Origin of the sequence: Pseudomonas sp. SJZ080 (assembly GCF_007828295.1) — a bacterium.
Lineage (GTDB): Bacteria > Pseudomonadota > Gammaproteobacteria > Pseudomonadales > Pseudomonadaceae > Aquipseudomonas > Aquipseudomonas migulae_A.
The window spans coordinates 222,028-248,005 of the sequence record NZ_VIUK01000005.1 but is presented as its reverse complement, the minus strand read 5'-3'; the positions used below and the strand labels follow the sequence as shown (position 1 = coordinate 248,005).

Here is a 25,978-nt window from a genome sequence, read left to right as displayed (position 1 = left end):
TCACTCCGCTCTCTGAGCGCTACGCTTCTCATCAGAAAAAAGCGGCAGAATCACCTGCGCGCAAGTGCCGCGCCCCAGCCGCGAGCGCAGCTGCAATTCTCCCTGATGAGCACGCGCAACGGCCTTGACCACGGTCAGACCGAGGCCTGTTCCAGTGGTTTTGGTGGTAAAGAACGGCTCGCCGAGACGCGCCAGCACTTTCGCATCGATACCGCTTCCGCTGTCGCTGACCGAAACCCGCAGGGTGTTGTCACGACTGTAGAGATGCACTTTCAAACGGACGTCACCGGCGCTCGCCTGGATGGCGTTCTCGATCAGGTTCAGGATCGCTCCGACCAGGGTGTCGCGATTGCACAGCAATTCTCCCGCGTGGCTGTCGCACTGCCAGCGAATCGGCAGGTCCTGTACGTGGGTCAATGCGGCCGATTGCAAGGACTGCATGAGCATCTTTGGCGTGACGCGATCGGTCAACGGCAGCTCGCCACGCGCGAACACCAGCATGTCACGCACTTGATGCTCCAGCTCGTGCAGACGCTCTTTCAGGCGGCCGGCGAAACGCTGCTGCGTGGCGACCGGCAATTCTTGCTCGGCCAGATGACTGGCGTAGAGCAATGCAGCGGACAAAGGCGTGCGGATTTGATGAGCCAGCGACGCAACCATGCGACCGAGTGACGACAGGCGTTCGTGGCGGGCCAGTTGATCTTGCAGGTGTCGGGTTTCGGTCAGGTCGTTGAGCAATACCAACTGGCCAGGTTCGGCGTCCAGCGAGCGAGTGGCGATCGACAGGCGCCGACCGTCCTTGAGAGAGATTTCATGACCATCGTCTTCACGCGGCGCAAAGCAACGGGCAATGACATGGCGCCACAGCTCGCCTTCGAGAGGCAGACCGAGCAGCTCGCAGGCAGCGGGGTTGGCTTCGCGCACGATGCCCAGGGCATCAATGACAATGACGCCACCCGGCAACAGATCGAGGAGGTTTTGCAGGCGATTGGCCAGGCGTTCTTTTTCCGCCAGTTCCTGCATGCGCTGAGCGCTGACCACCGCCAGCTCACCCTTGAGTTCGGTGACCCGCGCTTCGAGCATGCTGTAGGAGTCGGTCAACTGGCTCGACATCTGATTGAACAGCGCGAACGCCTGCTCGAGGCCAAGCCGGCTTGCCTGCTCTACGGACGACGGGTGCCCCGAAGCGTCAGGGACAGGAGACATCTGGGCGGCGTGGGGCATCGTGCTCTCTCGCGTGGCTGACCGTCAGTTAAACGGAACGTTGCGAGGGATGTAGCAATACCCGTGCCTAAAAAAAACCGCCTATAAATGAAGGACTTGAAAAACAGGCGTCAATCATCCGCCTGTTCATCACCGTCGCGACGACTCATGCCGTACTTGCGCATCTTCTCCACCAGCGTGGTGCGGCGAATCCGCAGGCGCTCGGCGGCGCGCGCCACAATGCCGTTGGCATCATCCAGCGCCTGCTGGATCAGCCCTTGCTCCAGACCACCGAGGTAGTCTTTCAGGTCCAGGCCTTCCGGCGGCAGCATGGCGTTGGCGGTGAAGTCCGGCGTATGGCCATTGATTGCCACGCGCTCTTCCAGATCGCTACGCAGGCTGTCGACCAACTGCTCGTCTTCGTCATCGACATAGCGGAATTTCTTCGGCAGCTCGACGACCCCAATCACCCCGTACGGGTGCATGATCGCCATGCGCTCCACCAGGTTCGCCAGCTCGCGAACGTTGCCCGGCCAGCCGTGACGGCACAGCGACATGATCGCTGCGGAGTTGAAACGGATCGAGCCGCGCTTCTCGTGCTCCATGCGCGAGATCAATTCGTTCATCAGCAACGGAATGTCTTCGACGCGCTCGCGCAGCGGCGCCATCTCGATCGGGAACACGTTCAGGCGGTAGTACAAGTCTTCGCGGAAAGTGCCGATCTCGATCATGCTTTCGAGATTCTTGTGGGTCGCCGCGATGATGCGCACATCGACGCTCTGGGTCTTGTTGCTGCCTACGCGCTCGAAGGTGCGCTCCTGCAACACGCGCAGCAACTTGACCTGCATTGGCAGCGGCATGTCGCCGATTTCATCGAGGAACAGCGTGCCGCCGTTGGCGAGTTCAAAACGCCCGGCGCGGCTGGTGATTGCCCCGGTGAAGGCACCCTTCTCGTGACCGAACAGTTCGCTTTCCAGCAACTCGGCAGGGATCGCCCCGCAGTTGACCGGCACGAACGGCGCATCACGACGCTTGGAGTGATAGTGCAGGTTACGCGCAACCACTTCCTTGCCGGTGCCGGACTCGCCGAGAATCAGCACGCTGGCGTCGGTGTCGGCGACTTGCTGCATCATCTGACGGACGTGTTGAATCGCCCGACTGGTGCCGACAAGACTGCGGAAAAGATTGGGTTCACGGTGACGACCGCGCTCGCGAGCCTGGTCATACATCTCGCGATAGACCTGGGCACGGTGCAGCGAATCGAGCAGCTTGCTGTAGCTGGGCGGCATCTCGAGGGTCGAAAGCACTCGACGACGCTGGTCTTCTGGCAAGTCAACGGAAGAATTATCGCCCATTAACAAAACCGGAAGGAACTCATCCCAGGTAGAGAGTGTCTTTAACAAGCCCGGAAGTGCGCCAGGAGCATTGACCGTCCCGATGAGGACACAGATCACTTCACGACTTGATGACAAAGAGCCGACAGCCTGCTGCCAGTCATGGCTACCGCAGGGTAAATTTTCTTCGCCAAGAAAATTTAGAATCACCGCCAAATCGCGGCGGCGGACGCTATCGTCATCAATCAGCAGAATTTTGGTTTCACGCCACATGCAATAGCAACTTCCCTAGTCAACTCAATGCCCGAAATGAGGGGGCAAGCTAGACGCTTGCAGACACGTTATGCCTGTAGACGCCTGAAATCTGCAACCAGCCACTAGTTAAGTCAAAAAACCGTGCACAGTCAAATTTATGGCGCACCCGGTCTGTATTAACTGAGGATTAATTAACCAAACAGATGGTAAACCTTTGCTGCGTTCTGTGCTTGATGGATCTGCGACATCTCATCGACTATTGCCTGCCTCTCCCCCGTCGCCGCCTCTAAAAGCTGCTTATAGACCCCCAGCAACTCCTCAAGGTTGTCGCGCAACGCGGCCTCGTCCACCGAAGTTTCACTCAAGACGTCTTCCATGCAGGAACGGCAAGCCAGGTCCAATTCACCAATGGCTTCCCAGTTTCGCTCGGCCAGGGCACCGACCAGGCCTTCACGGGTTTCTTCGATTCGCTGCAAAACAAGACTCATGGTGATCTCCTTAAAACTGCGGACCCGGCGCAGCGATAGCATCCCAGCCGTCCTTGACGGTGCGAAGCAGATCGGCGACTTCGTCGAGAATCTTTGGATCGGTTTTGACGTTGGCTTCTGTCAGGCGCTTCATCATGTAGGTGTACAGCTTGTCCAACTCACCCACGGACTCGACAGAATTCTCCAGGTCCAGACCTTCACGCAAGCCGCCGATGATGCCGATGGCCTTGCCGATGAAAATCCCTTTGTTGGGGATATCCTTGCGCTCCATGGCACCCTTGGCCTGAGCGATGCGATCCAGACCGCCCTCCATAAGCATTTGCACCAAGCGATGGGGGCTGGCTTCGGAAGTCTGGGCCTGAGCGCCAATCTTCTGGTACTGCCGAAGGGCTAACATCGGGTTCATGTTCTACCTCATCCAAACTTTGTGATTCGTATAGCCAGTGTATCGACACGGCGTCAAAAAACTTTAGATTGAAACAAAAAAAGCCCGACAGGCGGAATCCGCTGCCGGGCTTTTGGCGCTTGCGCGTTACGAGGCGTTTTTCTGCGCGTTCATTGCCTCGAACATCGAGGTAATGTTGTTCCCCGTGGCCTTGAGCTTGCCGACCAGGAGATCCATGTCGTTATACTTTTTGGTCAGCACGGCTGTCAGCGTCTCGATCCGACGATCCAGTGCCTCCTGCTGGCTGGCCAGGTTTGTTTTGACCTTGGCCAAGTTAGTGGAGCGCGCATCAAGGATGCCATCGCTGCCAGTGACGGTATAAGGCGTAAGCGCTGTATTCATCCGTTCCAGCAGCCCTTTGGCCGCATCACCGGTTGCCGTCGGGTCACCCAGGAACAGAGTCTGAATTTCACCACCCAGCTTCTGTGTGGTCATCGCCGTAGTGAACTTGGTACTGTCGAAATCAAGCGCGCCGGTTTTCTGGTTGGTAGTAATACCCAACTGCGAAAGAACGGTCAGCTTGTCGCCTGCACCGATGCTGGCCAACGGTTCACGGATCGACGCCATGATACCCCGAGCCAGCGGGTCACCGGTCAATGCCGCGGGAATGGTTGGCTTGCCATCTTTATCCAGGGAGGGCTTGGTCAGCGTATTGACGGTGGTGACAACCTGGTTGTATGCGTCGACAAAAGCCTGGATCGATTTTTTCAAACCGTCACTATTCGGCCCGACCGTCACAGTGGATGTCGCTCCACCACCGGCTACCAAATTCAGTGTCAAACCGGAAATGGCGCCATCCACGGTGTTGGATTTGCTGCTGATTGCCAGTCCGTCAACCGTGAACTTGGCGTCCACAGCGAGTTCGCCGATGGCACCGGCCGAAGTCGCCGTAGGTGTAGCGCCCATTTTCTGGCCTGCGGTGATCTCCAAGCCAGCAACACCACTGAGCGTGATATCGGAACCTGCACCGGTAACAGTGGACCCCATGACCAAACGAGAGCCGAAGGAGTCAGTGACAATGTTGGCACTGAAACCATTAACGCCTTGCTGGGTGTTGATCGCATCCCGTACCGATTGCAGCGTGGCGCCGGCAGGAATGTCGACAGGACGGGAAATGCCATTTTGAGTGATAGTGAGCGTACCACTCGGAATGGCACTGCTGGCACCACCGGCAAACGCAGCAGTCGCCACTTTCGACGAGGTCGCAAGGTTGTCGACCTTGATGACATAAGTACCGTTGACCGCCGAGTTGCTGGCGACAGAGGTCAGCACTTTGGGATCGGAACTCGTCGCGGTATAACCCAGGAACTGCGGGGTCGTGGTACTACCGAGGTTCTTGATCGCGGTCTGGAAATTCGCGAGGACACTCTTGAGGGTCCCGATACCGGAAATCTGCGAAGTATTGGTCGTCGTCTGTCGGTTGATCTGACTCTGCTTGGCCGCTTTGTCAGCATCGACCAAGGCTTTGACGATAGCACCGGTGTCAAGCCCGGAGCCTAACCCCAGACCCGGTAGAATTGGACTTGCCATGTGGGACTCCCTTCAGTGTGTCGCCGGCCTTTTGACCATTACAACGCCCAAAAGAACATAGCAACAAAATTCGTGCCAGCTGTCAGACTTTAGCGCTGAACAACAGGCTGCTTGCATCATTCAAACTATTAGCCAGCTTGAGGACTTCTTCGTTGGGGATCTGGCGAACCACTTCACCCGAGTCGCTGGCAATCACTCTGACAATGACCTTACCTGAAGGCTCGTCGATCGAGAACTCCAGATTGCGCTTGACCGATTGAACGAACTTTTCAATTTCCTGAACGGCCATCTTCAGTTTGTCCTGCTCGGTTACCGCGTCTTTTGGCTCATCCTTGACCGTTGCCACTTTGGCAGCATCGGCTCGAGGCTTCTCCACCGAATGGTCAGCAACAGTCGTCGCCGGCTTCGCGGCTGGATAAGACAAGTTCAGCTTCACGCTCATATCCATGTCCATCACCTCTCAAACTGAAAAAGCGAGAGAGCGCGCGTGCGCACTCCCCCGCCAAAACCTACTCAGCTATTACTGAAGCAGTTTCAGTACAGCGGATGGCAGTTGGTTGGCCTGAGCCAGAACTGCGGTGGAAGCTTGTTGCAGAGTTTGTTGCTTGGTCAGCTGTGCAGTTTCAGCAGCGAAGTCGGTATCTTGTACGCGGCTACGTGCAGCTTCAGCGTTTTCGTTGATGTTCTGCAAGTTGGAGATGGTGGTGGAGAAACGGTTTTGAGCAGCACCGAGGTCAGCACGAGTGGCGTTGATGTTCGCCAGTGCCAGGTCGATAGCCGAGACAGCCGACAGTACTGCCGAGTGGTTGGCTGCGTTGGAAGTACCGGAAATGGTAGTACCGGTCATGCCCAGGGCGCTGGCGTCGAAGCTGGTCGACAGGGTCAGGGTGATCTGGTTGTCGGAAGTAGTACCCGCACCTACCTGGAATTCCATCGCGCCAGCAGTACCGTCGATCAGCGCCTTGCCGTTCAGGTTGGTGGACTTGGCAATACGGGTCAGTTCGTCGATGGACTGTTTGTATTCTTTGTCCAGAGCGGTACGGTCAGCAGTACCGTTCGAGTCGTTTCGCGATTGCAGTGCGATTTCACGCATACGCTGCAGAATGTTGGACGACTCTTGCAGAGCGCCTTCAGCGGTCTGAGCGATCGAAACACCGTCGTTGGCGTTTTTGATAGCCATGGTCTGACCACGGATCTGCGAAGTCATACGGGTAGCGATCTGCAGGCCGGCGGCGTCATCTTTGGCGCTGTTGATTTTCAGGCCGGAAGACAGGCGAGTCATCGAAGTCGACAGAGCGTCGGAAGCACGGTTCAGGTTCTTCTGAACGTTCAGCGAAGTAGTGTTGGTGTTTACTGTCAAAGCCATGACGAATTCCTCGTTGGTTGGGTACTGCGGCTTCCGGCCCTGGCAACCGCCGGGTATGGCCTAGAGAACCTTCGTAATAGTTATCGTCGCGAATGCAGGTTGCTTTAGGGGATTTTGAAAAATATTTGCCATCACACTGCCACCCCTCATGAAACAAGGGCTTGGCGGCAACCCAATACAAAAAAGTGACGTCAGGGAAATGCCGGTAACGGGACAGCGAGGACTCGCCTGTACCGGCACAAATCAAAAAGCGTTAATCGGTGGTTGCCGCTTTCAGCAATTGCGACAGCTCATGGTCGAGATAATCAGCCAGCGCCAACCAGTCCTGCACCTCCTGACGGGCCAGCATGTCGGTGAGCAATGCTGTCCAGCGCGATTGAACCTCGACACTCGCACGCCCCATCACGAGTTGAACATCGCTGCACACCTGAACCATCAGCAGCGCCGCTTCGACGTCTCGCCCCAAACGGAACAAACCGGAGCACTGCTGCGCCTGGGCAGCCAGCAAGCGTTGAGTCATCGCGTGTACTCCGGGTGAAACGTCGTGCCGACGATCATCGCCCCTGCCCGGCTGCTGTTATAGAAAACCACTTGAGGATGCCCGGCGATGTACCGCTCCAACTCGCACAAGTAGCTGCGGAAATTGAGCTGTGTCTTGACTCGCTGACCATGGCCGTCGAGCACCCAATGCCGGGCAGCGCTCACTTGCGGTCCAAGCTCACCGTCATTCCAGCCAGCATGGGTCTTGTTGTTCGGGAAAGCAAAGTCGGCGCCGAACAGAGTGATCTGGCGCCCCCCCATTTTTACTGCCAGGTCCACAGCCGGGTGGATCACACTGCCACCGACATAAAGCTGGGCCTTGGGTAGCGTCTCGCGAAGCTCCCTATAGATCGGACTGGCGGAATAGGCCACATAACGCTTGCCCTGCCAGGCCCCCAAAGCCGCTGGCTCGACCATAGGCATGTAGACCAGCGTGATATCGCCAGTGCCATCGGGCGGCAAATGTCGCGTCGAGATGCGCTGATCGATCGTGACCACCACATCCGGCTTGATGCCCTGCTCGATCAGCGGCCGGTAGGCGGTATCCACACAAATGAACAAAGGCCGCTGCGCACGTTCGCGTACCGACCGCAGTGTGTCGAAGTGCTGTTCCAGGCTAGGCCCGGTGGCGATGACAAACACCTGCCTGCCAGAACAGGTGGCAAATAACTCGGCAACATCGGTATCGGCGCGAACACGCTCGACAGATTCCTGCAATCGTTCGGCAATCTCGGGATTGTCCGGATCGAAGTTGCGATTATTGAAGGTCAGGTGGGTCTCGCTGATCAGCCGGTCGCGGATCTTGGCGTTGAAGTCGTCTGCCAGCACCAATTCCGAAGGCAGCGCGAAATACGGCAACTGGATTTCCGCCAGATCACCGGCGTACAGCAGTTCTACTCGCGAATCGCCGAGCCACTGCTGTTGATCGAGCAGTTGCAGCACCAGGGCAAACACAGCGCCGCTCAGGATATGCACGTACAACCGTTCAAGCCCGGCACGTTCCAGCAACTGCGTCTGCAAATCACCCAGTCCGGTGCCATAGACATGCACCACCGGACTGTCGCTGGGCAGGCTATCGGCCTGAAGTGCGGCTTCACGGGTGCGGTCATGGCGACTGGTCAACTGGATGCCATTGATGCTCAACGTCGAGCCAAGGCCTTCCACCAGGTCAGCCTGCAAGGTTGAGCTGTCTTCAACTGACAGTCGATCCCAGACCTTGGGCCAGCGCCGCTGAATCAACTCGCCATTGCGCTCAAAGAACTCGCTCATGGAGCCTCGCTTTTCGTTCGGGCAAAAAAATAGCGCTCAAGGTTACACCTTGAACGCTTTTTTTGTGCCTGGCTTTCTTTGATTAAAGAGCAGAGGTTCAGGGACGATAGATAATCGCCGAACCCCATGACAGCCCCACGCCGAAACCACTCAACGCAACACGCTTCCAGCTCGAGTCCAGGACGTGTTTTTCCAGCAGCAACGGAATGCTCGACGAGACGGTATTGCCGGTCTCGACCATGTCCTTGATGAACTTCTCGGGTTCACCTTCGAAACGTCGTGCCACGGCATCGACAATCGCTGCACTGCCCTGATGGATGCAAAACGCATCGATATCGTCAGCCGTCAGTTGCGAGTCGGCCAGCAGTTCATGCAAATGTGCCGGAACCTTGAGCAACGCGAAGTTGAACACCTGACGGCCGTTCATGAAAAACACGCCATCGGTGACCTTCAGGTGCGGCGCGCCGGAACCGTCGGTGCCGAACTTGGCCTTGCCCAACAGCCATGGCGCGTTCTCGCCCATCCAGGTCGCGGTGGCGGCATCGCCAAACAGCATGGTGGTATTGCGGTCTTCCGGGTCGACGATCTTCGAATACGGATCGGCGGTGATCAACAGGCCATTCTTCAAGCCCGCAGCTTCCATGAAGCCCTTGATCGCGTAAATGCCGTAGACGTAACCGGAGCAGCCCAGGGAAATATCGAACGCGGCCACGGTGGTCGGCAGACCCAGTTTGTCCTGGACGATGGCTGCGGTATGCGGCAGGCCTTCTTCATCGCCGTTCTGGGTGACGACGATCAGCACGTCGATGTCTTCACGCTTCAAGTCGGGATTGTTGGCGAACAGCGCATTGGCTGCTTCGACACACAGGTCCGAAGTTTCCTGCCCGGCGTCTTTGCGCGGCAGGAAGGCCGAACCGATCTTGCCCAGGATGAACTCTTCATCCTTTTCGAATTTTGCACCTTGTGCGTAATTGTCCACGCCGGCTACAGGAACGTAGCTCGCAATGCTTTTTATGCCAATCATTACGGCTTCCCAATAATAAACAGCCCAATACCACCGCTCGTAATGATTCGAGGGGCGCCGACAAACAGAGAAAAACGTCGCCCCGTCGAGGCGACAGCGGGAAGAATAAAAGGCTATCACTGGGCCAAAAAAAGGCCAGGCGCCACCTTCCCTATTAATACAATACAGTGAAGATGCGCGTTATGACTCGCAGGTCACGCTATTTTGCCGAATCAGACCGATAAGCTGCTGTGCGACAGCTCAAAGTGAGCGGCCAGCACCTCGGGTAATGCGTCAAGGTCAGGGATGGAAACCTGCGCATCGTAGCCCGGCAGAGCCACGACGTTGCGATGCCCACCGGTCTGCACCCGGACGGTCAATGCGCCAAGCGGCTTGAGGTTCACGAAATCCTTGGAGGGGTTGTCACCCACGTAAACCATGTCGGCCCAGCGACAGCCTTCTGCCTGGCGAATAAGCTCGAAGCAGTGAGTGGAAGGCTTCGCATGACGGATACCAAAACGATGCGTGATAAGGACTCGCCGAAACGCTGGGGACAACCCCAGTGCATCGACTTTGTTCTTCTGCACGATCTTGTGGCCGTCGGTGACGAGATAGAGCGGTACTTGCCCACAGTATCGGTCGAGCACGAGTCTGGCAGCGGGGAACAATTCAAGGCTCGGGCGATGATGGCGATAAATGTTCACGCACTCGGTTACACGCGCCTTCGACAACTGCTCATGCGACGCAAGCCATCGATCAAAAACCCGTCCTCGCCCCTCACGCTCGAGCACCTCCAGCATAAAATCCAGAGAACGCTCGGCATTCCATCCATAGGCATCTTCGCCGTGCCGGGCCACTGCGCCGAGCCCGCTTGTGACGAAACTGCTTTCGTCATAAAGCGTATCGTCAAGATCAAAAATCAGGATCATGCAGCACCAGATCAGTGGGCAGACGAACTTGTCTTACTTCACCCGCAATACGTTTGAAAACAGGTGGCAACCCTTGGTCGAATGCCTCTGCAAGGCTCCAGTAAAGAACATCCAGCCCGACAGCGATGGCGGTTGTGGAGGCTCCGCCGAAGCGAGGATTGCATTCAATAATGCGCATCGTGTCGTTGACGACGATCGCTTGCATCACCACCGGACCACGCAAGTCGAGCGTCTCCAGTGCGCGAACAGCTTCACGCTCAAGCGCTTCACTGCGAAACGTGGTCGTTATCTGCGACTCGCCAGCGCTCACACGGTCGCGTCTGCGCAGCACCACGCCCACCACCGAGCCGCCGCGATCAATCCAGCCGTCGATACTGATCTCCGGTCCTGGCACAAATGGCTGATAGATCGGGGCATCCAGGTTTTTCCCGTGAAGGCGAGCGGCATCGAGTGACAAATCAAGCCCGATCGCTCGGGAACCGGCCCCATAACGCTCTTTCACCACATAAGGCCCGGCACCGACGGCCTCGGGTGTCGTCGCCGCATTGATGACCGCAAGCCCGCCCTCTCTGCCGAAGTCAGCGAAAGCGAGCTTGTCCAGGCAGCGTTCGACGGCCTCGGGGTGAGAGACGATGACTGAGATTCCCGCTTCAGATAGCGCTGCGCGGTGGCGCGCCCAAAAGAGCAACTCGCCATCGCGGGTTGGAAAAACCACCGCAATCCCGCGTTCGTGACAGCCTTGGATCAGCGCAGGCAGTTCAGCGTCGGTAATGCGCGGCATCTGCCAGAACCCGTCAGCCACATAACGAGCTGGCGCTTCGGGATCGAGATCACCGGCAAAAACGCAAGCATCGGGATTTATGCGCCTGACCGCTTCCTGCATGGCGCGCACCAACGGTGCCTTGCGCGAAGCGGAAGTGACGAGCACATTGCAAGCCCCCCTTTTCATGCGAACCTGACTGCCGTTCACTGACCGTTTTTCCATTCAACGGCAAGCAAACCATGGGTAAACGAATCCGTGGGCTTGCCGTCAATCAGAACGTGCTCACGCAAGCGCCCTTCGCAGCGAAAACCTGAAGCTTCAAGTGTCGCAACGTGGCGAGTACGGTGCTCGAATGTTTCGGTGCAAAGGCGCCGCAATCCGAGATCTTCAAAAGCCAGTTGTTTCATCAAGTCGAGAAAACGTGAAAACAGGGCGATGAGTTCGTCTGTATTCTTTTCGAGCTCCGGGGTGAGCAAGAATGACACCTCGGCCCTGCGATTTGACCAGGAAATGTGAACCAGGCCACCATACCCGATCAAAACACCTGCACGTTCCAAAGCGACCAAAACCTGCGAGGGCTCCAGGCTCGTGATCTGCGGCCAGACATGCTCGGCAAAATAACGCTCTTGCTGTTCCGGTGATATCGGAGCCGTTTGACGCAATACATCCATCTGGGCATTGCGCCATTGCCGTATCGCTTCGATATCGGCCGGCTGCACAGCTCGAACATCAAGCACACCGTCCGACAGGTACGGGTTCGGCATCACCAGGTATCGAACGGCGTCCGCACTCATTCGATCACCATATAAGAGGTGAGCGGGTTGGAGGGATCTCGCCGTATGGCATAGCGAGACAACCCCAGCACTTCGCGCACGGCGAGGGTTTCTCCCGGAAACTCCGGCGTATTGAGTTCATCAAACGCCAGAATGCTGCCCTTGGTCAGGTAGGGCAGGATCGCCTCGAGACAATCGCGGGTCGGCTTGTAGATATCGAAGTCGAAATAGGCCAGCGCCACGATGGTTTCGGGATGCTCCTTGAGGTATCCGGGAAGTGTCAGCGTGGCATCTCCCTGAACCAGCTCATGCTTTTTCTTGTGTGGAATTGGCGCATTCTGCGTATGGAAGTCGAGGATGTCCTCGAGTTCCTCTTTCCAGTTATCTACAACGCCGTAGTCACCTGCCTGTACGTTGCCGCCATCCTGAGGTGCCACCGAAGGAAAACCTTCAAAGGTATCGAAGCCGATGATCTTGCGGTTGTAATTGAAGGGCTCGTGTATTCCTCTCAACGTGGAGAACAACGCCATGTTCTGCCCCCAACGCACGCCAAACTCCATGATGGTTCCGTGAACGGGCACGATCATCTGATAGAGCATCTGCATGAAGTTGATCCGCGACAGCGTCTGTCGCGTGAGATAGAGGCCGATGTTGTCCAACAGTTCACGATCGGGAATCCGTGAGGCGCGAAGTCGATCGACCAGCATCTGCTTGCGGTCAGTCTCGGGCTGCGTCGAGCCGACAAGTGTTCGTATGGTTTTGTCTGTCATGTAGTGACTCCTCAGGGTTTCGGTCTAAAGAACGCGGTCAGGTTGCGACCGAACCCCACATCAACGAGTGCAGCGTAAAAGCGGTTGGAAGCTTCGATGCCCGCCTGCCCGATCAGCCGCTCGAGCGTCAACCGGGCCCGGTGGGCTGCCGGTCCCCGGGAACGATCGACGACGTAGTTTGATCCTTCATGCGCGAGAAACAGGTCGATCGGAAAATCGCCCTGAATCGCAAGACAATCCCAGTCCGTTGCCTCGGCCGTTCGACGCAGGCTGTCAGCGGTGAAGTACGACAGGTGATCGGGTACGGCGACCCAGAACCGGTCAGGTATCGCCCCCGCCGCGTACAGTTCCTCGTGATAAGCAGTGCCGTCGTTTGGAACTGTCACCACAAGAAGCCCACCTGGAGCCACTAAACGGCGCAGTGAATGAAGCAGGCTGACAGGCTCCAGAACATGCTCGAGGACGTTGCCGAGCCAGACCAGATCATAGTGTTGTTCAGACGCGATACGAGCCTCGAGCAATTCGAAGACATCGCCCTGTTCGACATGGTCGACATGGTCGACATAGGCCGGATTGACCTGTTGCACGCCGGCACGGCTGTAGTCGATACCTTGAACCTGCCACCCGAGCCGCTCGAAAAACCTGAGCACGAAGCCTTCACCGCAGCCGACATCAAGGAGACTACCAGGCCGGTCATCACTCAAAAGCGTGCGAGCCTGACCTGCCTTTTGCGCGATTCGCAGCTCGATGACCTCGAGTTCTTCTTCAGAATAGGATTTTCGAAAACTGCTACTGGCCGCGTTCTGAAAATAAGCCTGCGCATAATATTCGCTCAAGGCCTCTGACGTGGGGCGATCCACCACCTCCAGAAAACCGAACTCGTGCCGGCGTAGACGCGGGTCATTCATCCAAACATCCTTTCATGTTTCAGCTCGGCAAGCGCCCAGTCTTCCTCGGTATCGATATCCTGCACCTGGATCGCGGGCAGAATGATCGAGCCGCTGTTAGCCCCCATCAGCACTTGGTCGCGCAGAAATGCCTCGGTACGGAACCAATACCACTGACCCGCATCGTGATAGGTGACCGGCAGGTCCTGGGACCTGGCGTTGAGGTGTTCAGGGAAGTTGAGGGCGATACATCCATCGTCCTCGCGTTGCAGCGATCGCCAGATCGGATAAGAAAAAGCGGCGACGGGCATGATGACGTCGAACCGGCTTTCCAGCAGCTTCGCGCGACCGTCAGCAAGGTCCTGTGCCCGCACGAAAGGCGCCGTCGGATAAAGGCAGCAGGCAAGATCGAACTGCACACCCGCCTCGGCGTATCGATCCAGCACCTCTAGCAGAACCTGCGACGTTGTGGCGTGATCATTCGCGGCCGCTGCCGATCGCAGGAAAGGCACCTCGGCACCCAAGGCACGCGCAGCTTCTGCAATCTCTGCGTCATCGGTGCTGACCATGACCGTGTCGAAAGCACCGGATGCGAGTGCCGCTTCAATCGACCAGGCCAGCATGGGCCGACCACGAAACAGACGGATGTTTTTACGAGGGATTCGCTTACTGCCACCTCGGGCAGGAATGATCGCGACGGCGCCAGGCGTGCAGGTCATGTATCAATTCCTCCCTCGATCATCGAGGCGTCAAGTGGCTCGCCAAAGGCAAGCTCGCGCGCAGCCGTGCGTCCAAGTACCACATCAAGAAATTTGGGTTTGAGCCCGTTACCGGGACGGATAGAGCGCACGTTTTCCTCCGTCAACATCTCGCCCTTGGCCACAGGCGCCACGACATAGAGTGAACGGCGATTCTTCAGGACAATTTCTTCCGACCGTGTGGGCTCGAATGCGGGAGCACCGACCGCCACATGGGCGATGCGCGCCGTCGTCACGAGCTCGGCCAGTTCTGCCGGTTCCAGCGAGAAGGCGCTGTCGACCCCGCCCTCTGCGCGAGCAAGGGTGAAATGCTTTTCAATGAACGACGCCCCCATGCCTACGGCCATGGCAGACACCACCGTGCCGAGCGTATGGTCGGAAAGCCCGGCCACTACGTCGAAACGCCGGGCGATCTCGGCGATCGTCGCCAGATTCGCTTCTTCCGGCGGCGCCGGATAAGCGGCTGTGCAGTGAAGGACAACAATCTCTGTGGCGCCGGCCCCACGCGCGGCCTCTACCGCTTCTGCGATTTCCTCAAGGGTCGCCATGCCAGTGGACATCACGATGGGCTTGCCCGTGCGAGCCACTTTGCGAATGAGGGGCAGGTCGATCAACTCAGGCGATGCAATCTTGTAGGCCGGTGCGCCAAGAGACTCGAGGAAATCCACGGCAGTGGCATCAAAGGGCGATGAAAACACCGTAATCCCGACTTTGCGGCCATGTTCAAAGATCGCTTCGTGCCACTCCCACGGCGTGTGCGCTTCTTCATAAAGCTCATAGAGGCGACGGCCATCCCAGAGACCACCGCTCACCATGAATTCTGGCCCGCAATGATCGATGGTGATGGTGTCAGCGCGATACGTCTGAATCTTGACGGCATCAGCACCCGCCTGCTTGGCGGCTTCAATAATGCGAAAGGCACGGTTGATGTCACCGTTGTGGTTCCCGGACATCTCGGCAACGATGTAAGGAGGCTCGGCCGGACCGATGCGACGCCCGGCGATGCTCAGAACCGGTGGCCGAACGTTTTGCGCGCCTGTTCCCCGTGCTGCGTGCTGCCCTTTCACAAAGCCACTCCAGATGTGTTGGTTATCAAAAAAAGTATCAACCCAGGATGCGCCGCAAATGTTCCGCCACTTCGTCCTGCTCTTCATCCGTCAGATCGGGGTACAACGGCAGGCTGATAGCCTCGGCAAAATAACGCTCGGCCTGTGGGAAATCGCCGTCCTTGAAACCCCGTTCGCGGTAGTAAGGCTGCAAATGCACCGGAATGTAGTGCAGGTTCACGCCCAGGCCCACTGCCCGCAAAGCCTCGAACACCTGCGCCTGACTGAGTTTGATACTCGACAGCTGCAACCGCACCACGTAAAGGTGCCAGGCAGACTCGGCGCCTGGTTGCTCGACCGGCAATGTCACAGCAAGGCCTGCCAAAAGGGTTGCATAGCGTGCAGCCAGTTGACGACGCTTGGCGACGAAGGCCTCCAGGCGCGCCATTTGCGATAGCCCCAGCGCAGCATGCAAGTCGGACATCCGGTAATTGAACCCCAGCTCCAGTTGCTGGTAGTACCACAACCCCGTCTCCGGCACCTTCATCTGCGCCGGGTCACCCGTGATGCCGTGGCTGCGCAACCGTCGCAGGCGTTCGGCATACCTGGCATTGTTGGTCAGCACCATGCCACCCTCGGCGCTGGTAATGATCTTGACCGGATGAAAGCTGAAAATGGTCATGGCGGCATATTGACCACAGCCTACCGGCCGCCCCAGGTACGAGGCCCCCACCGCATGGGAGGCATCCTCGATCAGCGTGAAGCCATAGCGCTCGGATAACTGCGCGATGGCACGCATGTCGCAACTCTGCCCGGCGAACGCGACCGCGATCACCACTTTGGGCAGTTTTCCGACGGCCTCGGCAATCTCGAGTTTCTCTGCGAGCAACCTCGCATCAAGGTTCAAGGTGTGCGGGTCAATGTCGACGAAATCGACGTCGGCGCCACAGTAGCGAGCGCAGTTGGCCGACGCAACGAACGTGTTCGGACTGGTCCAGAGGTAATCTCCCGGGCCAAGATCCGCGACCAGACAAGCAATGTGCAACGCCGCCGTGGCGTTGCACACGGCGACCGCGTGCTCCGCCTGACAGTGGCTGGCCAAGGCCTTTTCGAAGCGTTCGATGGTCGGTCCCTGTGTCAGCCAGGGTGACTTGAGCACTTCCATCACGGCGTCGATATCCGCCTGATCAATGTTCTGCCGGCCGTAAGGAATCCGGTAAGGCATCATGACCGTGACTCAACATGACGCCCGACGAGCTGGCAAACAAGCGCACTTTTGAACATCAATTTGCCGTTGCACATGGCGTGAGTCCTTTTATTTGATCAGATAGCTCAAGCGAGCAATTGCGCCCAGTTCACACCGCTGGCATCGCCAAGGGTAAAGCCCTTGCCGGTCAGGGCCAGGTTCTGGTTGTAAGCCCCGTCGTGGGCAAAGCGCGCCTGCCACTTGTCGCGCAAGGCCGCCACTGCCTGCGGAACGTCCGGCAAGGTGCCCGGGTGCGCAATCTGCACCTGTGGCGTCCACACCGTCAGCAAACCTGCGTCGGCGACTTTCAGGCAGAGATCGACATCGGCGTAAGCCTCATCGAAATGCTCGCGATCCAGTCCGCCGAGGGCAACGAAGACTTCTTTGCGAATCATCAGGCATACACCGGAAACAGCCGTGTAATTCTGTTCGACGGCCAATCGACGCATGTAGCCCGGCGCGTCCTTTTTCTCGCCGATGAAAGGTGAAGAGATCCCGCCATTGAGCCCGAGAATCAGGCCGGCACCGCTCACATTGCCTTCGTGATCCACCAGTTTGGCACCGACAACCCCGACTTCGGGGCGCTGGGCCTGATTGAGTAACGCCTCGATCCAGTTCGCGTTGATCACTTCGGCGTCCGCAGCCAGCAGCACCAGGTATTCACCTTGAGCCTGTTCGGCAGCCAGGTTCAGCAGCGCCGACGTGCTCAGCCGCTGCGCAGCCTTGACCAGACGAATCCGGCCACGCCCGTTTTGTTCCAGGTTGTCGATCCAGGCGTGAAGCTCGGCGGACTGGCTGTAGTTATCGGCAATGACGATTTCATTGTTTTGATAGCGTGTGCGCTGCAACACGCTGACCAGGCATCGCTGCAAGCACTCCAGGTTGTCCTGGCTGTGAATGACGATCGACACTTTCGGGCGCTCGGCGTGGCGGTAGTCGATGCGGTAACCACCCGACTCCTCGGCACTGACCTGCGCTTGATAACCGCGAGTCGCCAGATGACGAACCAGTGTCTGACGTTCGTCTTCGCTGGATGCCAACTCCGGTGCTGCGGTAATCAGCAACGGCTCGGCCAGATGAGCAAGGCCGGCAAGGCCACCGGTTTCGATCAGGCGCAGCAACAGGTCGAACTCTAGCGCGGACGTGAATTCGCGGGCGAAACCGCCGACCTCCACCAACGCTTCGCGGCGGATCAGCCAGTGTCGTGCGACCAGTCCGGGCATGCTCTGCAACAGGTCAAGGTTGAAGGCTGGCCGGAAGACGTCGACCAAGGTGCCATTGGCCTGCCGATGAATCTCGTCCATCGCCACCGCGCGACAACCCTCGGCGTTCTGCAACTCGAGACTGGCACGCAGGAACCCTGCTGCGGTGAACTCGTCGCCCGCCTCGGCCAGCAACAACCAGTCCGAGGTCGACTGGCGAGCGATCTGGTTCAGCTTGTCGACGTAATTGGCCGTGGTGACCTTGACGAAATGCAGCGTGTTTTGTGCGGTGGTGACCGCCGGCAAGTCACCCGTGGTGAAGATCACCACTTTGAATGCCCGGAATGCACTCTCCATGAGGCTATCCAGGGTGACCTGGAGCTTGTCCATGTCAGCGTCCAGATCCAGCAGCAGAATGCCGAACTGAGGACCACCTTCGTGGGCAGCCAGGTGCTGGTTGATTTTCCTGACCGCGGTGTCGTTTGGTTGACGGGCCTGCAACCAGTTCCGCACATGCCCCGACGGCATCGTGTCGAGCAGCTGGCGACTGTCAAAAACGGGTACGGTGTCCAGACGCTGAACCCAGTTGGTCAACACCTGGGCATCGGCAGCCTCCCCCTTGTCCAGCAGCTGCTGCGCGAGCTTTTGCACCACCCGACGGTTGAAGGCACCCAGATTGACGGCTTGAATCAAGCGGTCCTGAATCGTCTCTGCACTGTCATTGGAATAGGTGCGCAGTAAAGCTTCCTGCTTGAGCAATGCACCTTCCATCTGTTCAAGCTGCAAACGCCCGGCCGGCATCGCATGAAGCAGAAACTCACACTGCGTCAGTTGCTCGAAGAAAGCGCTGTTGTAGAACGGCATTTCGACGTATTGCTGAGGCCCGAAGACCCGCTTCGGCTCCACCGTCGGGTCCGTCCAGTAAGACTCGAAAATCGGTTCGATGGTCAGCGCGTTACGGACCAACAGGCTCTTGGCCAGGGCGGCGAAACTTTTCAGGGCAAGATCCGCTGTCTGCTGTTCACTCAGGCCACTGATGCCGGTCGGCAGCGATGCCAGAAACCCGGCAAAGCGCTCACGGTCGGCGACAGACCGCGCGTCCTTGAAGCTCAGGGTCGTCATGATTTCGGTGTTGTGATCCGAGCGGCCGTAGTTGACCTCACGTACCACATAAGGCATCGGGAGAATCCGCGCCTTGGCCCGTGCCAGCATGTAGTAGACGTGACCGATTTCCTGCCACTGGAAGATCGTGCCTTCAGGCATCGCTTCATACCAGTCACGCAGCAGCGAAGTACGGTGCACCCCATAGAACGGCGGAATGTACTGGCTCATGTAATCGAGCACGCGATCCTGACCGTGTTCGGCGTTGTAGTCCTCCTGCACCTTCTTGTCACGTCGGTAGTACTGCACGTAGGTGGCATGGGTCAGGTACATCAGGCAATAGCCGTGGCACAGCCCGTAGTCGGGGTTGGCTTCGAGGAAGTTAACCGACTCGCTGAGCGCACCGTGCAACAGAAAATCATCGTCGGAAGCGAAGACCATATACGGCGTGGTGACGTGCTCGACGCCGTATACCAGTTTGGTCTGAATCCCCCAGTAGCCGAACTGTGGCAAATGCCGATAGTCGATGGTGTCCGCGACCGCAGCCGCGTCGTCCAGCGCGACGGCCGATGAATCGAGGACCAGAATCTTGCAAGGCAGTGTTTTGTAGAACTGCAATGCCCTGCGCAGGAACGCCGGGCGATTGTGTGTAATCAGCACCAGAGTGAACAGTTCACTCAAGGGCGACATGTTTTCAGAACCGTAATTGCCTTGCATATCCTTCCCCACCACAGACCGATTGCCTGATAAACGCTTGAATAAAGGTGTCGCTTAACGCACTCGGCGCAGGTAGCCATCCGGTGCGACGGTGATCAGCAGCTTGCTGTGAATCGCCTGGTCGATCTCGAAGTCGCGGTTTTCTTCGAGGTAGGCCCAGACTGCGGTTTTCGGGTTGTCACCCTTGCCCCATGGACGATCCGGGAAGGCATCTTCCGGCATGTCTTCGACCACGGTGTCCATGACCACGCAATAGCTGCCTACCGAAACCATCGGTGCGTACAGGCGCAACTCTTCAAGGACGTGTTCGTGGGTGTGATTGGAGTCCAGAACCACCAGCACTTTCTTGCCCTGGATGCGCTCGCGTACCTGGTCGACGATGGCGGTGTCGATGCTCGAGCCCTGAATCATCTGGATGCGCTTGCTCATCGGGTGAGCTTCGATCGCTTCGCGGTTGTGCTGGCGAATGTCGATGTCGACACCCAGCACTTCACCATGGCCCATCAGTTCCAGGATCGATGCATAAAACACCAGCGAGCCACCGTGGGCGATACCGGTTTCAACGATCACGTCCGGACGCAGGTTCCAGATGATTTCCTGCATGGCGACCATGTCCTGAGGAAACTGAATGATCGGCCGGCCCATCCAGCTGAAGTTGTAGGTGTACTTGTGCTTGGCCGTGGTGCCGACCCAGCCCAGCGACTCGGCTTGCAGCGCTTTGTCCTGCTGCAGGCCTTCGATGTTGCCTTTTACTTCTTCGCGAAACTGCTCATGGGGATTCATTGAAACGCTCCAGGAAAATGGGGAAACGGGTTACTTGAAGACCCTACCGTCGGGGTAAGGCACCGCGTTGGTCTTGATGATCCTGGCGGGGTTGCCCGCCACGACTGAAAAATCCGGAATATCCTTGGTCACGACAGCGCCCGCACCGATGGTGACCCAGCGGCCGATGCGCAAGCGCGGAAGAATGGTGGCGTTGGTGCCGATAAACGTGCCGTCGCCGATTTCCACGCAACCGGCGATGCACACCCCTGGCGCCATGAACACCGAGTGGCCGATTTGCCCTTCATGCCCCACTACGCTGCCGGCGCTGATGCTGGTGTTGTCACCCAGCGTCACTTCGGCTTGCATGATCACGCCTTCCTGCAGATAACTGCCCTGCCCCATGCGGATCATGGTCAGGTCGATGCCGGGGTGGATGAACTGGCCCAGGGTGGCACCGGCCTCGACCAGCTCGCGGGTGGTCTCGTAGCGCAGTCGGGTGTTGCCGGTGATCAGGTTGACGAAACGTGCGTCCGGCCCTTTGAGTTCACTGACAAGCGCCGAGCCGCCAACAACTGGCACGCCGAAAAACAACGTGCCGTGTTTACCGGGGTCATTGTCCAGAAACGCGAACTCGACGTTCGGCGTGCTGCGTTTCACCGCGTGCAGCATGCGCACCGCTTCCGGGTTGGCCGCGCCCAGCAAATACATCTTCACAGCGATTGCCTTTGGGCGAGCAAGCCGCGCACAACGTCCACCACTCTAGCCTGATCGGCGTCGGTCATGTCGTGATAGCTCGGCAGGTTGAACGCGCGCTCCGGCAGGGCAAACGCCACCGGCGTATCGACTGCGTGCTCGCTGAACATGGGCAACGACGACAGTGGCCAGAAGAACACCCGGGCGTCGATATCGGCAGCCTGGAACGCGGCGATCATTTCGTCGCGATGAATCCCGGTCTCGGCATCGAACACCACGGTCGGCATCCAGTAACCGTTACGGGCGTGCGCAGGTTCGGGGTTCAACGAAACACCCGGCAGCGATGCCAGCGCACGGGCATAGTTGGCGAAAATCGTGCGCTTGCGTTCGATCAGTTCCTCGATCCGCTCGACCTGTGCGCAGCCTACGGCGGCCTGCAGATTGCTCATCTTGTATTTGAAACCAATGAACTCGGGCCAGAACTGTTTGCTGCTGCCCGCAACGCGACCATGGTTGGACAAGGTCAGAACGCGCTCGTACAAGGCTTTGTCCGAGGTGACGAATATCCCGCCCTCACCGGTGGTCATGGTTTTGGTGCCATGAAAGGAAAACGCACCGAACGCCCCCATCGAGCCGGCTGCCTTGCCGCGCCACTGCGAACCGATGGCTTCGGCGGCATCTTCGATGACCGGGATCCCGTGTTCGCGACCGATCGCCAGCAATGCATCCATGTCGCACAGATTGCCGTAAAGATGAACGGCAAGAATGGCTTTGGTCTTCGGGGTAATTGCTTGCCTGACGAGTTCCGGATCCAGGCACCAGCTGTCAGCCAGCACATCGACAAACACCGGTGTAGCGCCCAGGTAGGTAATCGGTGCCGCCGAGGCGATCCAGTTGGTGTTGCCCAGGATCACTTCGTCACCCGCGCCAATGCCCAGCGCCGCCATGCCCATGTGCAGCGCGCCAGTGCAGCTGGAGGTCGCGATGGCATAGGTCGCGCCGAGGTGCTCGGCGAACCCGTGTTCGAAACGCGTCAGGTATTCGTAGCAGCGCGCGCCCCAACCATTCTGCACAGCATCCAGGGCATACCGGGCTTCCAGCTCGCCAATACTCGGTTTGGTGTAATGAATTCTGCTCATTGAATACTCAACTCCGGAACGGCGACGACAAACTGTGCGCCCCACGCTTTGACCGAGGCGAATTGCTGGGTGATTTCAGGCAACAGGTTCCAGGGCAGAACCAGGATGTAGTCGGGTTTTTCGAGGGCAATACGCTCGGGCGACACCACCGGAATCCGGCTGCCAGGCAAGAATTTTCCCTGTTTGTGCGGATTGGCGTCGGCCACCCAGGCCAACAGATCGTGCTTGACCCCGGCATAGTTGAGCAACGTGTTGCCCTTGGCGGCGGCGCCGTAACCGACCACTCGCTTACCATCGGCTTTGGCCTGCAACAGGAAACGCAGCAGTTGGTGCTTGATGCCCTCGGCGGCGGGCGCCAGGGTGGCGTAGTACTCGGAGGTTTTCACGCCGGCGGCGAGCTCGGCCTGCAATTGCTGCGCGACCGTGGGCTGCACTTCGCGACGAATCCCGTCGGCACGTTGCACGAATACCCGCAACGAACCGCCATGGGTCGACAACTGACTGACGTCGAACACTTCCAGGCCGTTGCGTTCGCACAGCGTCTGCACGGCGGTCAAGGACAGGTAGGAATAATGTTCGTGATACAGCGTGTCGAATTGTTGCCCGGCCATCAGCGTCAGCAGTTGCGGAAACTCGAAGGTCGCCACGCCAGTCGGCTTGAGCAGGGTCGCGAAACCACCGAGGAAGTCATTGATGTCCGGCACGTGGGCCAACACGTTGTTGGCGGCCATCAGGTCGGCGGCCCAGCCTTCGGACTTCAGCTGCGAAGCGGTTTCACGGCCGAAGAACAACTCGCGAATCTCCAGGCCTTTTTCCCGTGCTGCCTGTGCGGTGCTGCGCGTCGGCTCGACGCCCAGGCATGGAATGCCGCGCCCCGCCACGTACTGCAACAGGTAACCGTCATTGGCGGCAATTTCCACTACACGGCTGTCGGCGGTCAGGCCGAAGCGTTCGACCATCTCGGCCACGTAGCGATCGGCATGGGCCAGCCAGGTGCTGGAGAAGGAACTGAAATAGGCGTACTCAGCATCGAACAGACTGTCGGCGCTGGTGTAATCTTCGGTCTGCACGAGCCAGCACTGCTGACATACCGCAACCTTCAGCGGCACCCATTGTTCGGCTTGTTCCAACTGGTCGGCACGCACATAGGCATTCGACGGCGGCGAGGTACCGAGGTCGATCAGCGGCAAGGCCAGCGGAGTACCGCAACCACGGCAGTTCATAGACGCACTCCAGCGAAGCGTTCATCGAGCAAGGGATGGCTGGCGTCCCTGGCCGACAGATTATTGACAGGCAACGGCCAGGCAATCGCCAGCCGTGGATCATTGACACTCAAACCATCTTCATGAGCAGGCGTGTAATCGGCGCTGTGCAAGTAGAGCAATTCGGCGTCGTCGGTCAGGGTCTGAAAGCCGTGGGCGAACCCGGCCGGAATCAACAGGCTGCGACCGTCTCCGGCCCGAAGGTGTTCGGCGTGCCAGTGCAGGAACGTCTCGGAGTCGGGGCGCAGATCCACCGCCACATCCCAGACTTCACCGCGCAGACAGGTGATCAGCTTGGCTTCCGGTGCGTTGGCGTTCTGGTAATGCAAGCCACGCACACTGCCCCGCTCACGCGTGCAAGAGTGATTGATCTGGCGGATATGAAACGCCTGGCCGAAAGTGCTCAGGCTGCCTTCACAGAACAACCGGGCGAAGTGCCCGCGATCGTCCTCGAAGCGTTTGTGCTGCACGCTGAACAACCCCTCCAGTGGCAGCGCCTTCAACAAAAATTCGCTCACAGCGCGCCTCGGTACAGGTTCAACTGACTCAACGTGATGGCACGCATGTCATCGCCGTTTTGCCAGGCCAGATGCCAATCGAGGGTCTGGGTCAAGCATTGCTGTAACGACCAGCGCGGTTGCCAGCTCAACAGTTGACGGGCGCGGCTGCTGTCCAGGCGCAACAGGCCAGCCTCATGCAAGTCACTCGGTTCGATGCGCAATCCGCGCGCTTGAGGCCAACGGTTGGCGAGCAGTTCGACCACTTCGCCGACGCTGCACATGTCCGCTTCGCTCGGACCGAAATTCCACGCACCGGCGAATTCGATGCCTTTGTCGTAAAGACTGGCAGCCAGTTGCAGGTAACCGGCCAGCGGCTCCAACGCGTGTTGCCACGGGCGGACCGCCTGCGGGTAACGCAAGGTCACCGGTTCATCCGCCGACCAGGCCTTGAGCACATCGGGTATCAAGCGTTCCGGGGCAAAGTCTCCACCGCCCAGCACATTGCCGGCCCGTGCCGTGGCCAGTGCCAGGCCGTGTTCGGCAAAACGTTGTGCCGGGAAGAACGACGCGGCGTAGGACTGCGCGAGCAACTCGCAACACGCCTTGCTGCTGCTGTAGGGGTCGTGACCGCCCAAGGCTTCATTTTCACGATATGGCCACAGCCATTCCTGATTGGCGTAGACCTTGTCGGTGGTCACCAGTACACAAGCGCGAACGCCGCCGACCTGGCGGATCGCTTCGAGCAGATTCAGGGTGCCCATGACGTTGCTGGAGTAAGTCCCCAACGGATCGCGATAGCCTTCGCGCACCAGCGGTTGCGCCGCCAGGTGCAAGACGATTTCCGGTTGGGTGTCGGTGATCAATTCGAGCAAGGCGCCCAGGTCACGCAGGTCGCCGCGCTGATCGTTGATGCCTTCGTGAACACGCGCCAGTTCGAACAGGCTCGGCTCGGTCGACGGGTCCAAGGAAAATCCGCTGACCTCAGCCCCCAGGCTTTGCAGCCACAGGGTCAGCCAACTGCCTTTGAAACCGGTGTGGCCCGTCAGCAAAACCCGCTTGCCGCGCCAGAACTCCGGGCTCAGTCCCATTGCTTCCATGGGGCCTCCCCGCTCTGCCACAACTGCTCCAGGTGGTTTTTGTCACGCAGGGTGTCCATCGGATGCCAGAAACCGTCGTGCTGGTAGGCGGCCAATTGACCACTGCTGGCCAGGCCGGTCAAAGGTTCGGATTCCCAGACTGTCTCGTCGGCAGTAATCAGCGGCAGCACCTTGGGCGACAACACAAAAAAACCACCATTGATCCAGCCTCCGTCTCCGCGCGGCTTTTCGGTAAAACCGCGGACCAGGTCACCGTCGCGCTCCAGGGCACCGTAACGGCCGGGCGGCTGGACCGCCGTGACCGTGGCGAGCTTGCCGTGGGACAAATGGAAATCCACCAGTGCGCCGATGTTTAGATCGGACACCCCGTCGCCATAGGTGAAACAGAACGCGTCTTCGTTTTCCAGGTAGCGGCTGGCTCGGCGCAAGCGGCCTCCGGTCATGGTGTCTTCGCCGGTATCGATGAGCGTGACACGCCATGGCTCGCTGTAGTTCTGGTGAACGTCCATGCGGTTGTTGCACATGTCGAACGTGACGTCGGAGGTATGCAGGAAGTAGTTGGCGAAGAAGTCCTTGATCGCGTAGCCCTTGTAGCCCAGGCAAATCACGAAATCATGGATCCCGTGAGCGGAGTACTGCTTCATGATGTGCCAGAGAATTGGCTTGCCGCCGATTTCAATCATTGGCTTGGGTTTGAGGTGCGACTCCTCACTGATGCGCGTGCCCAGACCACCCGCCAAAATAACTGCCTTCATCGTCTCCCCTCTTGTTCGTCACAGGGCTCAGCCAAGCTGTATCAAGCTTTTGCAGGCCTTCTGGATAAAACCTTCAATGCCGGTCAGGGCGCTTCTGGATTCACCGGAAGTGCTCGTTTTATGGCGATATCGGGGGGGCTTG

General features: G+C 58.5%; 26 protein-coding genes. All 26 read right to left on the bottom strand.

From position 1 onward, the window contains the following. Positions 1-1,206: a PAS domain-containing sensor histidine kinase gene (locus FBY04_RS10060; RefSeq protein ID WP_167362948.1), complete on the bottom strand. Its 1,206-nt coding sequence runs from the start codon at positions 1,204-1,206 to the stop codon at positions 1-3. A 128-nt stretch (positions 1,207-1,334) separates the two neighbouring features. Next, complete coding sequence (locus FBY04_RS10055; protein WP_008044600.1) at positions 1,335-2,810, bottom strand: sigma-54 dependent transcriptional regulator; 1,476 nt, start codon at positions 2,808-2,810, stop codon at positions 1,335-1,337. 173 nt (positions 2,811-2,983) lie between these two features. Then, positions 2,984-3,280, bottom strand: coding sequence for a flagellar protein FliT (locus tag FBY04_RS10050; protein ID WP_084320557.1), 297 nt, complete (start codon positions 3,278-3,280; stop codon positions 2,984-2,986). Between the two features lie 10 nt (positions 3,281-3,290). After that, entirely contained in the window at positions 3,291-3,686 is a 396-nt protein-coding gene (gene fliS, locus FBY04_RS10045; protein ID WP_008035229.1) for a flagellar export chaperone FliS, read from the bottom strand. Between the two features lie 126 nt (positions 3,687-3,812). Beyond that, positions 3,813-5,255 carry a flagellar filament capping protein FliD gene (fliD, locus tag FBY04_RS10040; RefSeq protein ID WP_145315133.1) on the bottom strand — a complete coding sequence of 481 codons (1,443 nt, stop codon included), beginning with the start codon at positions 5,253-5,255 and terminating at the stop codon, positions 3,813-3,815. Between the two features lie 82 nt (positions 5,256-5,337). Further along, complete coding sequence (locus FBY04_RS10035; RefSeq protein ID WP_145315132.1) at positions 5,338-5,703, bottom strand: flagellar protein FlaG; 366 nt, start codon at positions 5,701-5,703, stop codon at positions 5,338-5,340. Positions 5,704-5,775: 72 nt separating this feature from the next. After that, complete coding sequence (locus FBY04_RS10030) at positions 5,776-6,621, bottom strand: flagellin domain-containing protein (protein WP_145315131.1); 846 nt, start codon at positions 6,619-6,621, stop codon at positions 5,776-5,778. A 253-nt stretch (positions 6,622-6,874) separates the two neighbouring features. Then, positions 6,875-7,141 carry a hypothetical protein gene (locus FBY04_RS10025; protein WP_145315130.1) on the bottom strand — a complete coding sequence of 89 codons (267 nt, stop codon included), beginning with the start codon at positions 7,139-7,141 and terminating at the stop codon, positions 6,875-6,877. Beyond that, positions 7,138-8,430 (bottom strand): motility associated factor glycosyltransferase family protein, encoded by a 1,293-nt coding sequence (locus FBY04_RS10020; RefSeq protein ID WP_145315129.1) that lies wholly within the window; start codon positions 8,428-8,430, stop codon positions 7,138-7,140. The genes FBY04_RS10025 and FBY04_RS10020 overlap by 4 nt, the downstream gene beginning before the upstream one ends. Positions 8,431-8,527: 97 nt before the next feature. After that, a complete protein-coding gene (locus tag FBY04_RS10015) occupies positions 8,528-9,454 on the bottom strand; it encodes a ketoacyl-ACP synthase III (RefSeq protein ID WP_145315128.1) in 927 nt (308 codons plus the stop codon). Positions 9,455-9,666: 212 nt separating this feature from the next. Then, positions 9,667-10,362 carry an HAD family hydrolase gene (locus tag FBY04_RS10010; protein WP_145315127.1) on the bottom strand — a complete coding sequence of 232 codons (696 nt, stop codon included), beginning with the start codon at positions 10,360-10,362 and terminating at the stop codon, positions 9,667-9,669. After that, positions 10,346-11,332, bottom strand: coding sequence for an ATP-grasp domain-containing protein (locus FBY04_RS10005; RefSeq protein WP_256666832.1), 987 nt, complete (start codon positions 11,330-11,332; stop codon positions 10,346-10,348). The genes FBY04_RS10010 and FBY04_RS10005 overlap by 17 nt, the downstream gene beginning before the upstream one ends. After that, positions 11,329-11,919, bottom strand: coding sequence for a GNAT family N-acetyltransferase (locus FBY04_RS10000; protein WP_145315125.1), 591 nt, complete (start codon positions 11,917-11,919; stop codon positions 11,329-11,331). Before FBY04_RS10000 ends, FBY04_RS10005 begins: the two co-directional genes overlap by 4 nt. After that, on the bottom strand, positions 11,916-12,668 hold the full coding sequence (locus tag FBY04_RS09995; protein WP_145315124.1) for a TylF/MycF/NovP-related O-methyltransferase: 753 nt from the start codon (positions 12,666-12,668) through the stop codon (positions 11,916-11,918). The genes FBY04_RS10000 and FBY04_RS09995 overlap by 4 nt, the downstream gene beginning before the upstream one ends. An 11-nt stretch (positions 12,669-12,679) precedes the next feature. Next, positions 12,680-13,576 (bottom strand): class I SAM-dependent methyltransferase, encoded by an 897-nt coding sequence (locus tag FBY04_RS09990; protein WP_145315123.1) that lies wholly within the window; start codon positions 13,574-13,576, stop codon positions 12,680-12,682. Next, on the bottom strand, positions 13,573-14,274 hold the full coding sequence (pseF, locus tag FBY04_RS09985; protein ID WP_145315122.1) for a pseudaminic acid cytidylyltransferase: 702 nt from the start codon (positions 14,272-14,274) through the stop codon (positions 13,573-13,575). The genes FBY04_RS09990 and pseF overlap by 4 nt, the downstream gene beginning before the upstream one ends. Beyond that, positions 14,271-15,380 carry a pseudaminic acid synthase gene (pseI, locus tag FBY04_RS09980; protein ID WP_218571654.1) on the bottom strand — a complete coding sequence of 370 codons (1,110 nt, stop codon included), beginning with the start codon at positions 15,378-15,380 and terminating at the stop codon, positions 14,271-14,273. The genes pseF and pseI overlap by 4 nt, the downstream gene beginning before the upstream one ends. A 37-nt stretch (positions 15,381-15,417) precedes the next feature. Then, positions 15,418-16,587, bottom strand: a complete 1,170-nt coding sequence (gene pseC, locus FBY04_RS09975; RefSeq protein ID WP_145315121.1) for a UDP-4-amino-4,6-dideoxy-N-acetyl-beta-L-altrosamine transaminase — start codon at positions 16,585-16,587, stop codon at positions 15,418-15,420. Positions 16,588-16,691: 104 nt separating this feature from the next. Then, entirely contained in the window at positions 16,692-19,625 is a 2,934-nt protein-coding gene (locus tag FBY04_RS09970) for a TIGR00180 family glycosyltransferase (protein WP_145315120.1), read from the bottom strand. A gap of 54 nt (positions 19,626-19,679) precedes the next feature. Further along, positions 19,680-20,408 (bottom strand): cephalosporin hydroxylase family protein, encoded by a 729-nt coding sequence (locus FBY04_RS09965; protein WP_017337168.1) that lies wholly within the window; start codon positions 20,406-20,408, stop codon positions 19,680-19,682. A gap of 30 nt (positions 20,409-20,438) precedes the next feature. Further along, complete coding sequence (locus FBY04_RS09960) at positions 20,439-21,104, bottom strand: acetyltransferase (protein ID WP_145315119.1); 666 nt, start codon at positions 21,102-21,104, stop codon at positions 20,439-20,441. Further along, positions 21,101-22,222 carry a DegT/DnrJ/EryC1/StrS aminotransferase family protein gene (locus tag FBY04_RS09955; RefSeq protein WP_145315118.1) on the bottom strand — a complete coding sequence of 374 codons (1,122 nt, stop codon included), beginning with the start codon at positions 22,220-22,222 and terminating at the stop codon, positions 21,101-21,103. The genes FBY04_RS09960 and FBY04_RS09955 overlap by 4 nt, the downstream gene beginning before the upstream one ends. Further along, a complete protein-coding gene (locus FBY04_RS09950) occupies positions 22,219-23,445 on the bottom strand; it encodes a class I SAM-dependent methyltransferase (RefSeq protein WP_145315117.1) in 1,227 nt (408 codons plus the stop codon). The genes FBY04_RS09955 and FBY04_RS09950 overlap by 4 nt, the downstream gene beginning before the upstream one ends. Beyond that, positions 23,442-24,002: a dTDP-4-dehydrorhamnose 3,5-epimerase family protein gene (locus FBY04_RS09945; protein WP_145315116.1), complete on the bottom strand. Its 561-nt coding sequence runs from the start codon at positions 24,000-24,002 to the stop codon at positions 23,442-23,444. Before FBY04_RS09945 ends, FBY04_RS09950 begins: the two co-directional genes overlap by 4 nt. After that, positions 23,999-25,081 carry a CDP-glucose 4,6-dehydratase gene (gene rfbG / locus FBY04_RS09940; protein WP_145315115.1) on the bottom strand — a complete coding sequence of 361 codons (1,083 nt, stop codon included), beginning with the start codon at positions 25,079-25,081 and terminating at the stop codon, positions 23,999-24,001. Before rfbG ends, FBY04_RS09945 begins: the two co-directional genes overlap by 4 nt. Further along, positions 25,063-25,836, bottom strand: a complete 774-nt coding sequence (gene rfbF / locus FBY04_RS09935) for a glucose-1-phosphate cytidylyltransferase (RefSeq protein ID WP_145315114.1) — start codon at positions 25,834-25,836, stop codon at positions 25,063-25,065. The genes rfbG and rfbF overlap by 19 nt, the downstream gene beginning before the upstream one ends. Positions 25,837-25,978 lie beyond the last annotated feature (142 nt).

Coding starts and splice junctions, on each gene's coding strand:
- FBY04_RS10060 (WP_167362948.1), bottom strand. CDS start 1,206: ATGTCTCCTGTCCCTGACGCTTCGGGGCACCCGTCGTCCGTAGAGCAG.
- FBY04_RS10055 (WP_008044600.1), bottom strand. CDS start 2,810: ATGTGGCGTGAAACCAAAATTCTGCTGATTGATGACGATAGCGTCCGC.
- FBY04_RS10050 (WP_084320557.1), bottom strand. CDS start 3,280: ATGAGTCTTGTTTTGCAGCGAATCGAAGAAACCCGTGAAGGCCTGGTC.
- fliS (WP_008035229.1), bottom strand. CDS start 3,686: ATGAACCCGATGTTAGCCCTTCGGCAGTACCAGAAGATTGGCGCTCAG.
- fliD (WP_145315133.1), bottom strand. CDS start 5,255: ATGGCAAGTCCAATTCTACCGGGTCTGGGGTTAGGCTCCGGGCTTGAC.
- FBY04_RS10035 (WP_145315132.1), bottom strand. CDS start 5,703: ATGGATATGAGCGTGAAGCTGAACTTGTCTTATCCAGCCGCGAAGCCG.
- FBY04_RS10030 (WP_145315131.1), bottom strand. CDS start 6,621: ATGGCTTTGACAGTAAACACCAACACTACTTCGCTGAACGTTCAGAAG.
- FBY04_RS10025 (WP_145315130.1), bottom strand. CDS start 7,141: ATGACTCAACGCTTGCTGGCTGCCCAGGCGCAGCAGTGCTCCGGTTTG.
- FBY04_RS10020 (WP_145315129.1), bottom strand. CDS start 8,430: ATGAGCGAGTTCTTTGAGCGCAATGGCGAGTTGATTCAGCGGCGCTGG.
- FBY04_RS10015 (WP_145315128.1), bottom strand. CDS start 9,454: ATGATTGGCATAAAAAGCATTGCGAGCTACGTTCCTGTAGCCGGCGTG.
- FBY04_RS10010 (WP_145315127.1), bottom strand. CDS start 10,362: ATGATCCTGATTTTTGATCTTGACGATACGCTTTATGACGAAAGCAGT.
- FBY04_RS10000 (WP_145315125.1), bottom strand. CDS start 11,919: ATGAGTGCGGACGCCGTTCGATACCTGGTGATGCCGAACCCGTACCTG.
- FBY04_RS09995 (WP_145315124.1), bottom strand. CDS start 12,668: ATGACAGACAAAACCATACGAACACTTGTCGGCTCGACGCAGCCCGAG.
- FBY04_RS09990 (WP_145315123.1), bottom strand. CDS start 13,576: ATGAATGACCCGCGTCTACGCCGGCACGAGTTCGGTTTTCTGGAGGTG.
- pseF (WP_145315122.1), bottom strand. CDS start 14,274: ATGACCTGCACGCCTGGCGCCGTCGCGATCATTCCTGCCCGAGGTGGC.
- pseC (WP_145315121.1), bottom strand. CDS start 16,587: ATGATGCCTTACCGGATTCCTTACGGCCGGCAGAACATTGATCAGGCG.
- FBY04_RS09970 (WP_145315120.1), bottom strand. CDS start 19,625: ATGCAAGGCAATTACGGTTCTGAAAACATGTCGCCCTTGAGTGAACTG.
- FBY04_RS09965 (WP_017337168.1), bottom strand. CDS start 20,408: ATGAATCCCCATGAGCAGTTTCGCGAAGAAGTAAAAGGCAACATCGAA.
- FBY04_RS09955 (WP_145315118.1), bottom strand. CDS start 22,222: ATGAGCAGAATTCATTACACCAAACCGAGTATTGGCGAGCTGGAAGCC.
- FBY04_RS09950 (WP_145315117.1), bottom strand. CDS start 23,445: ATGAACTGCCGTGGTTGCGGTACTCCGCTGGCCTTGCCGCTGATCGAC.
- rfbG (WP_145315115.1), bottom strand. CDS start 25,081: ATGGAAGCAATGGGACTGAGCCCGGAGTTCTGGCGCGGCAAGCGGGTT.
- rfbF (WP_145315114.1), bottom strand. CDS start 25,836: ATGAAGGCAGTTATTTTGGCGGGTGGTCTGGGCACGCGCATCAGTGAG.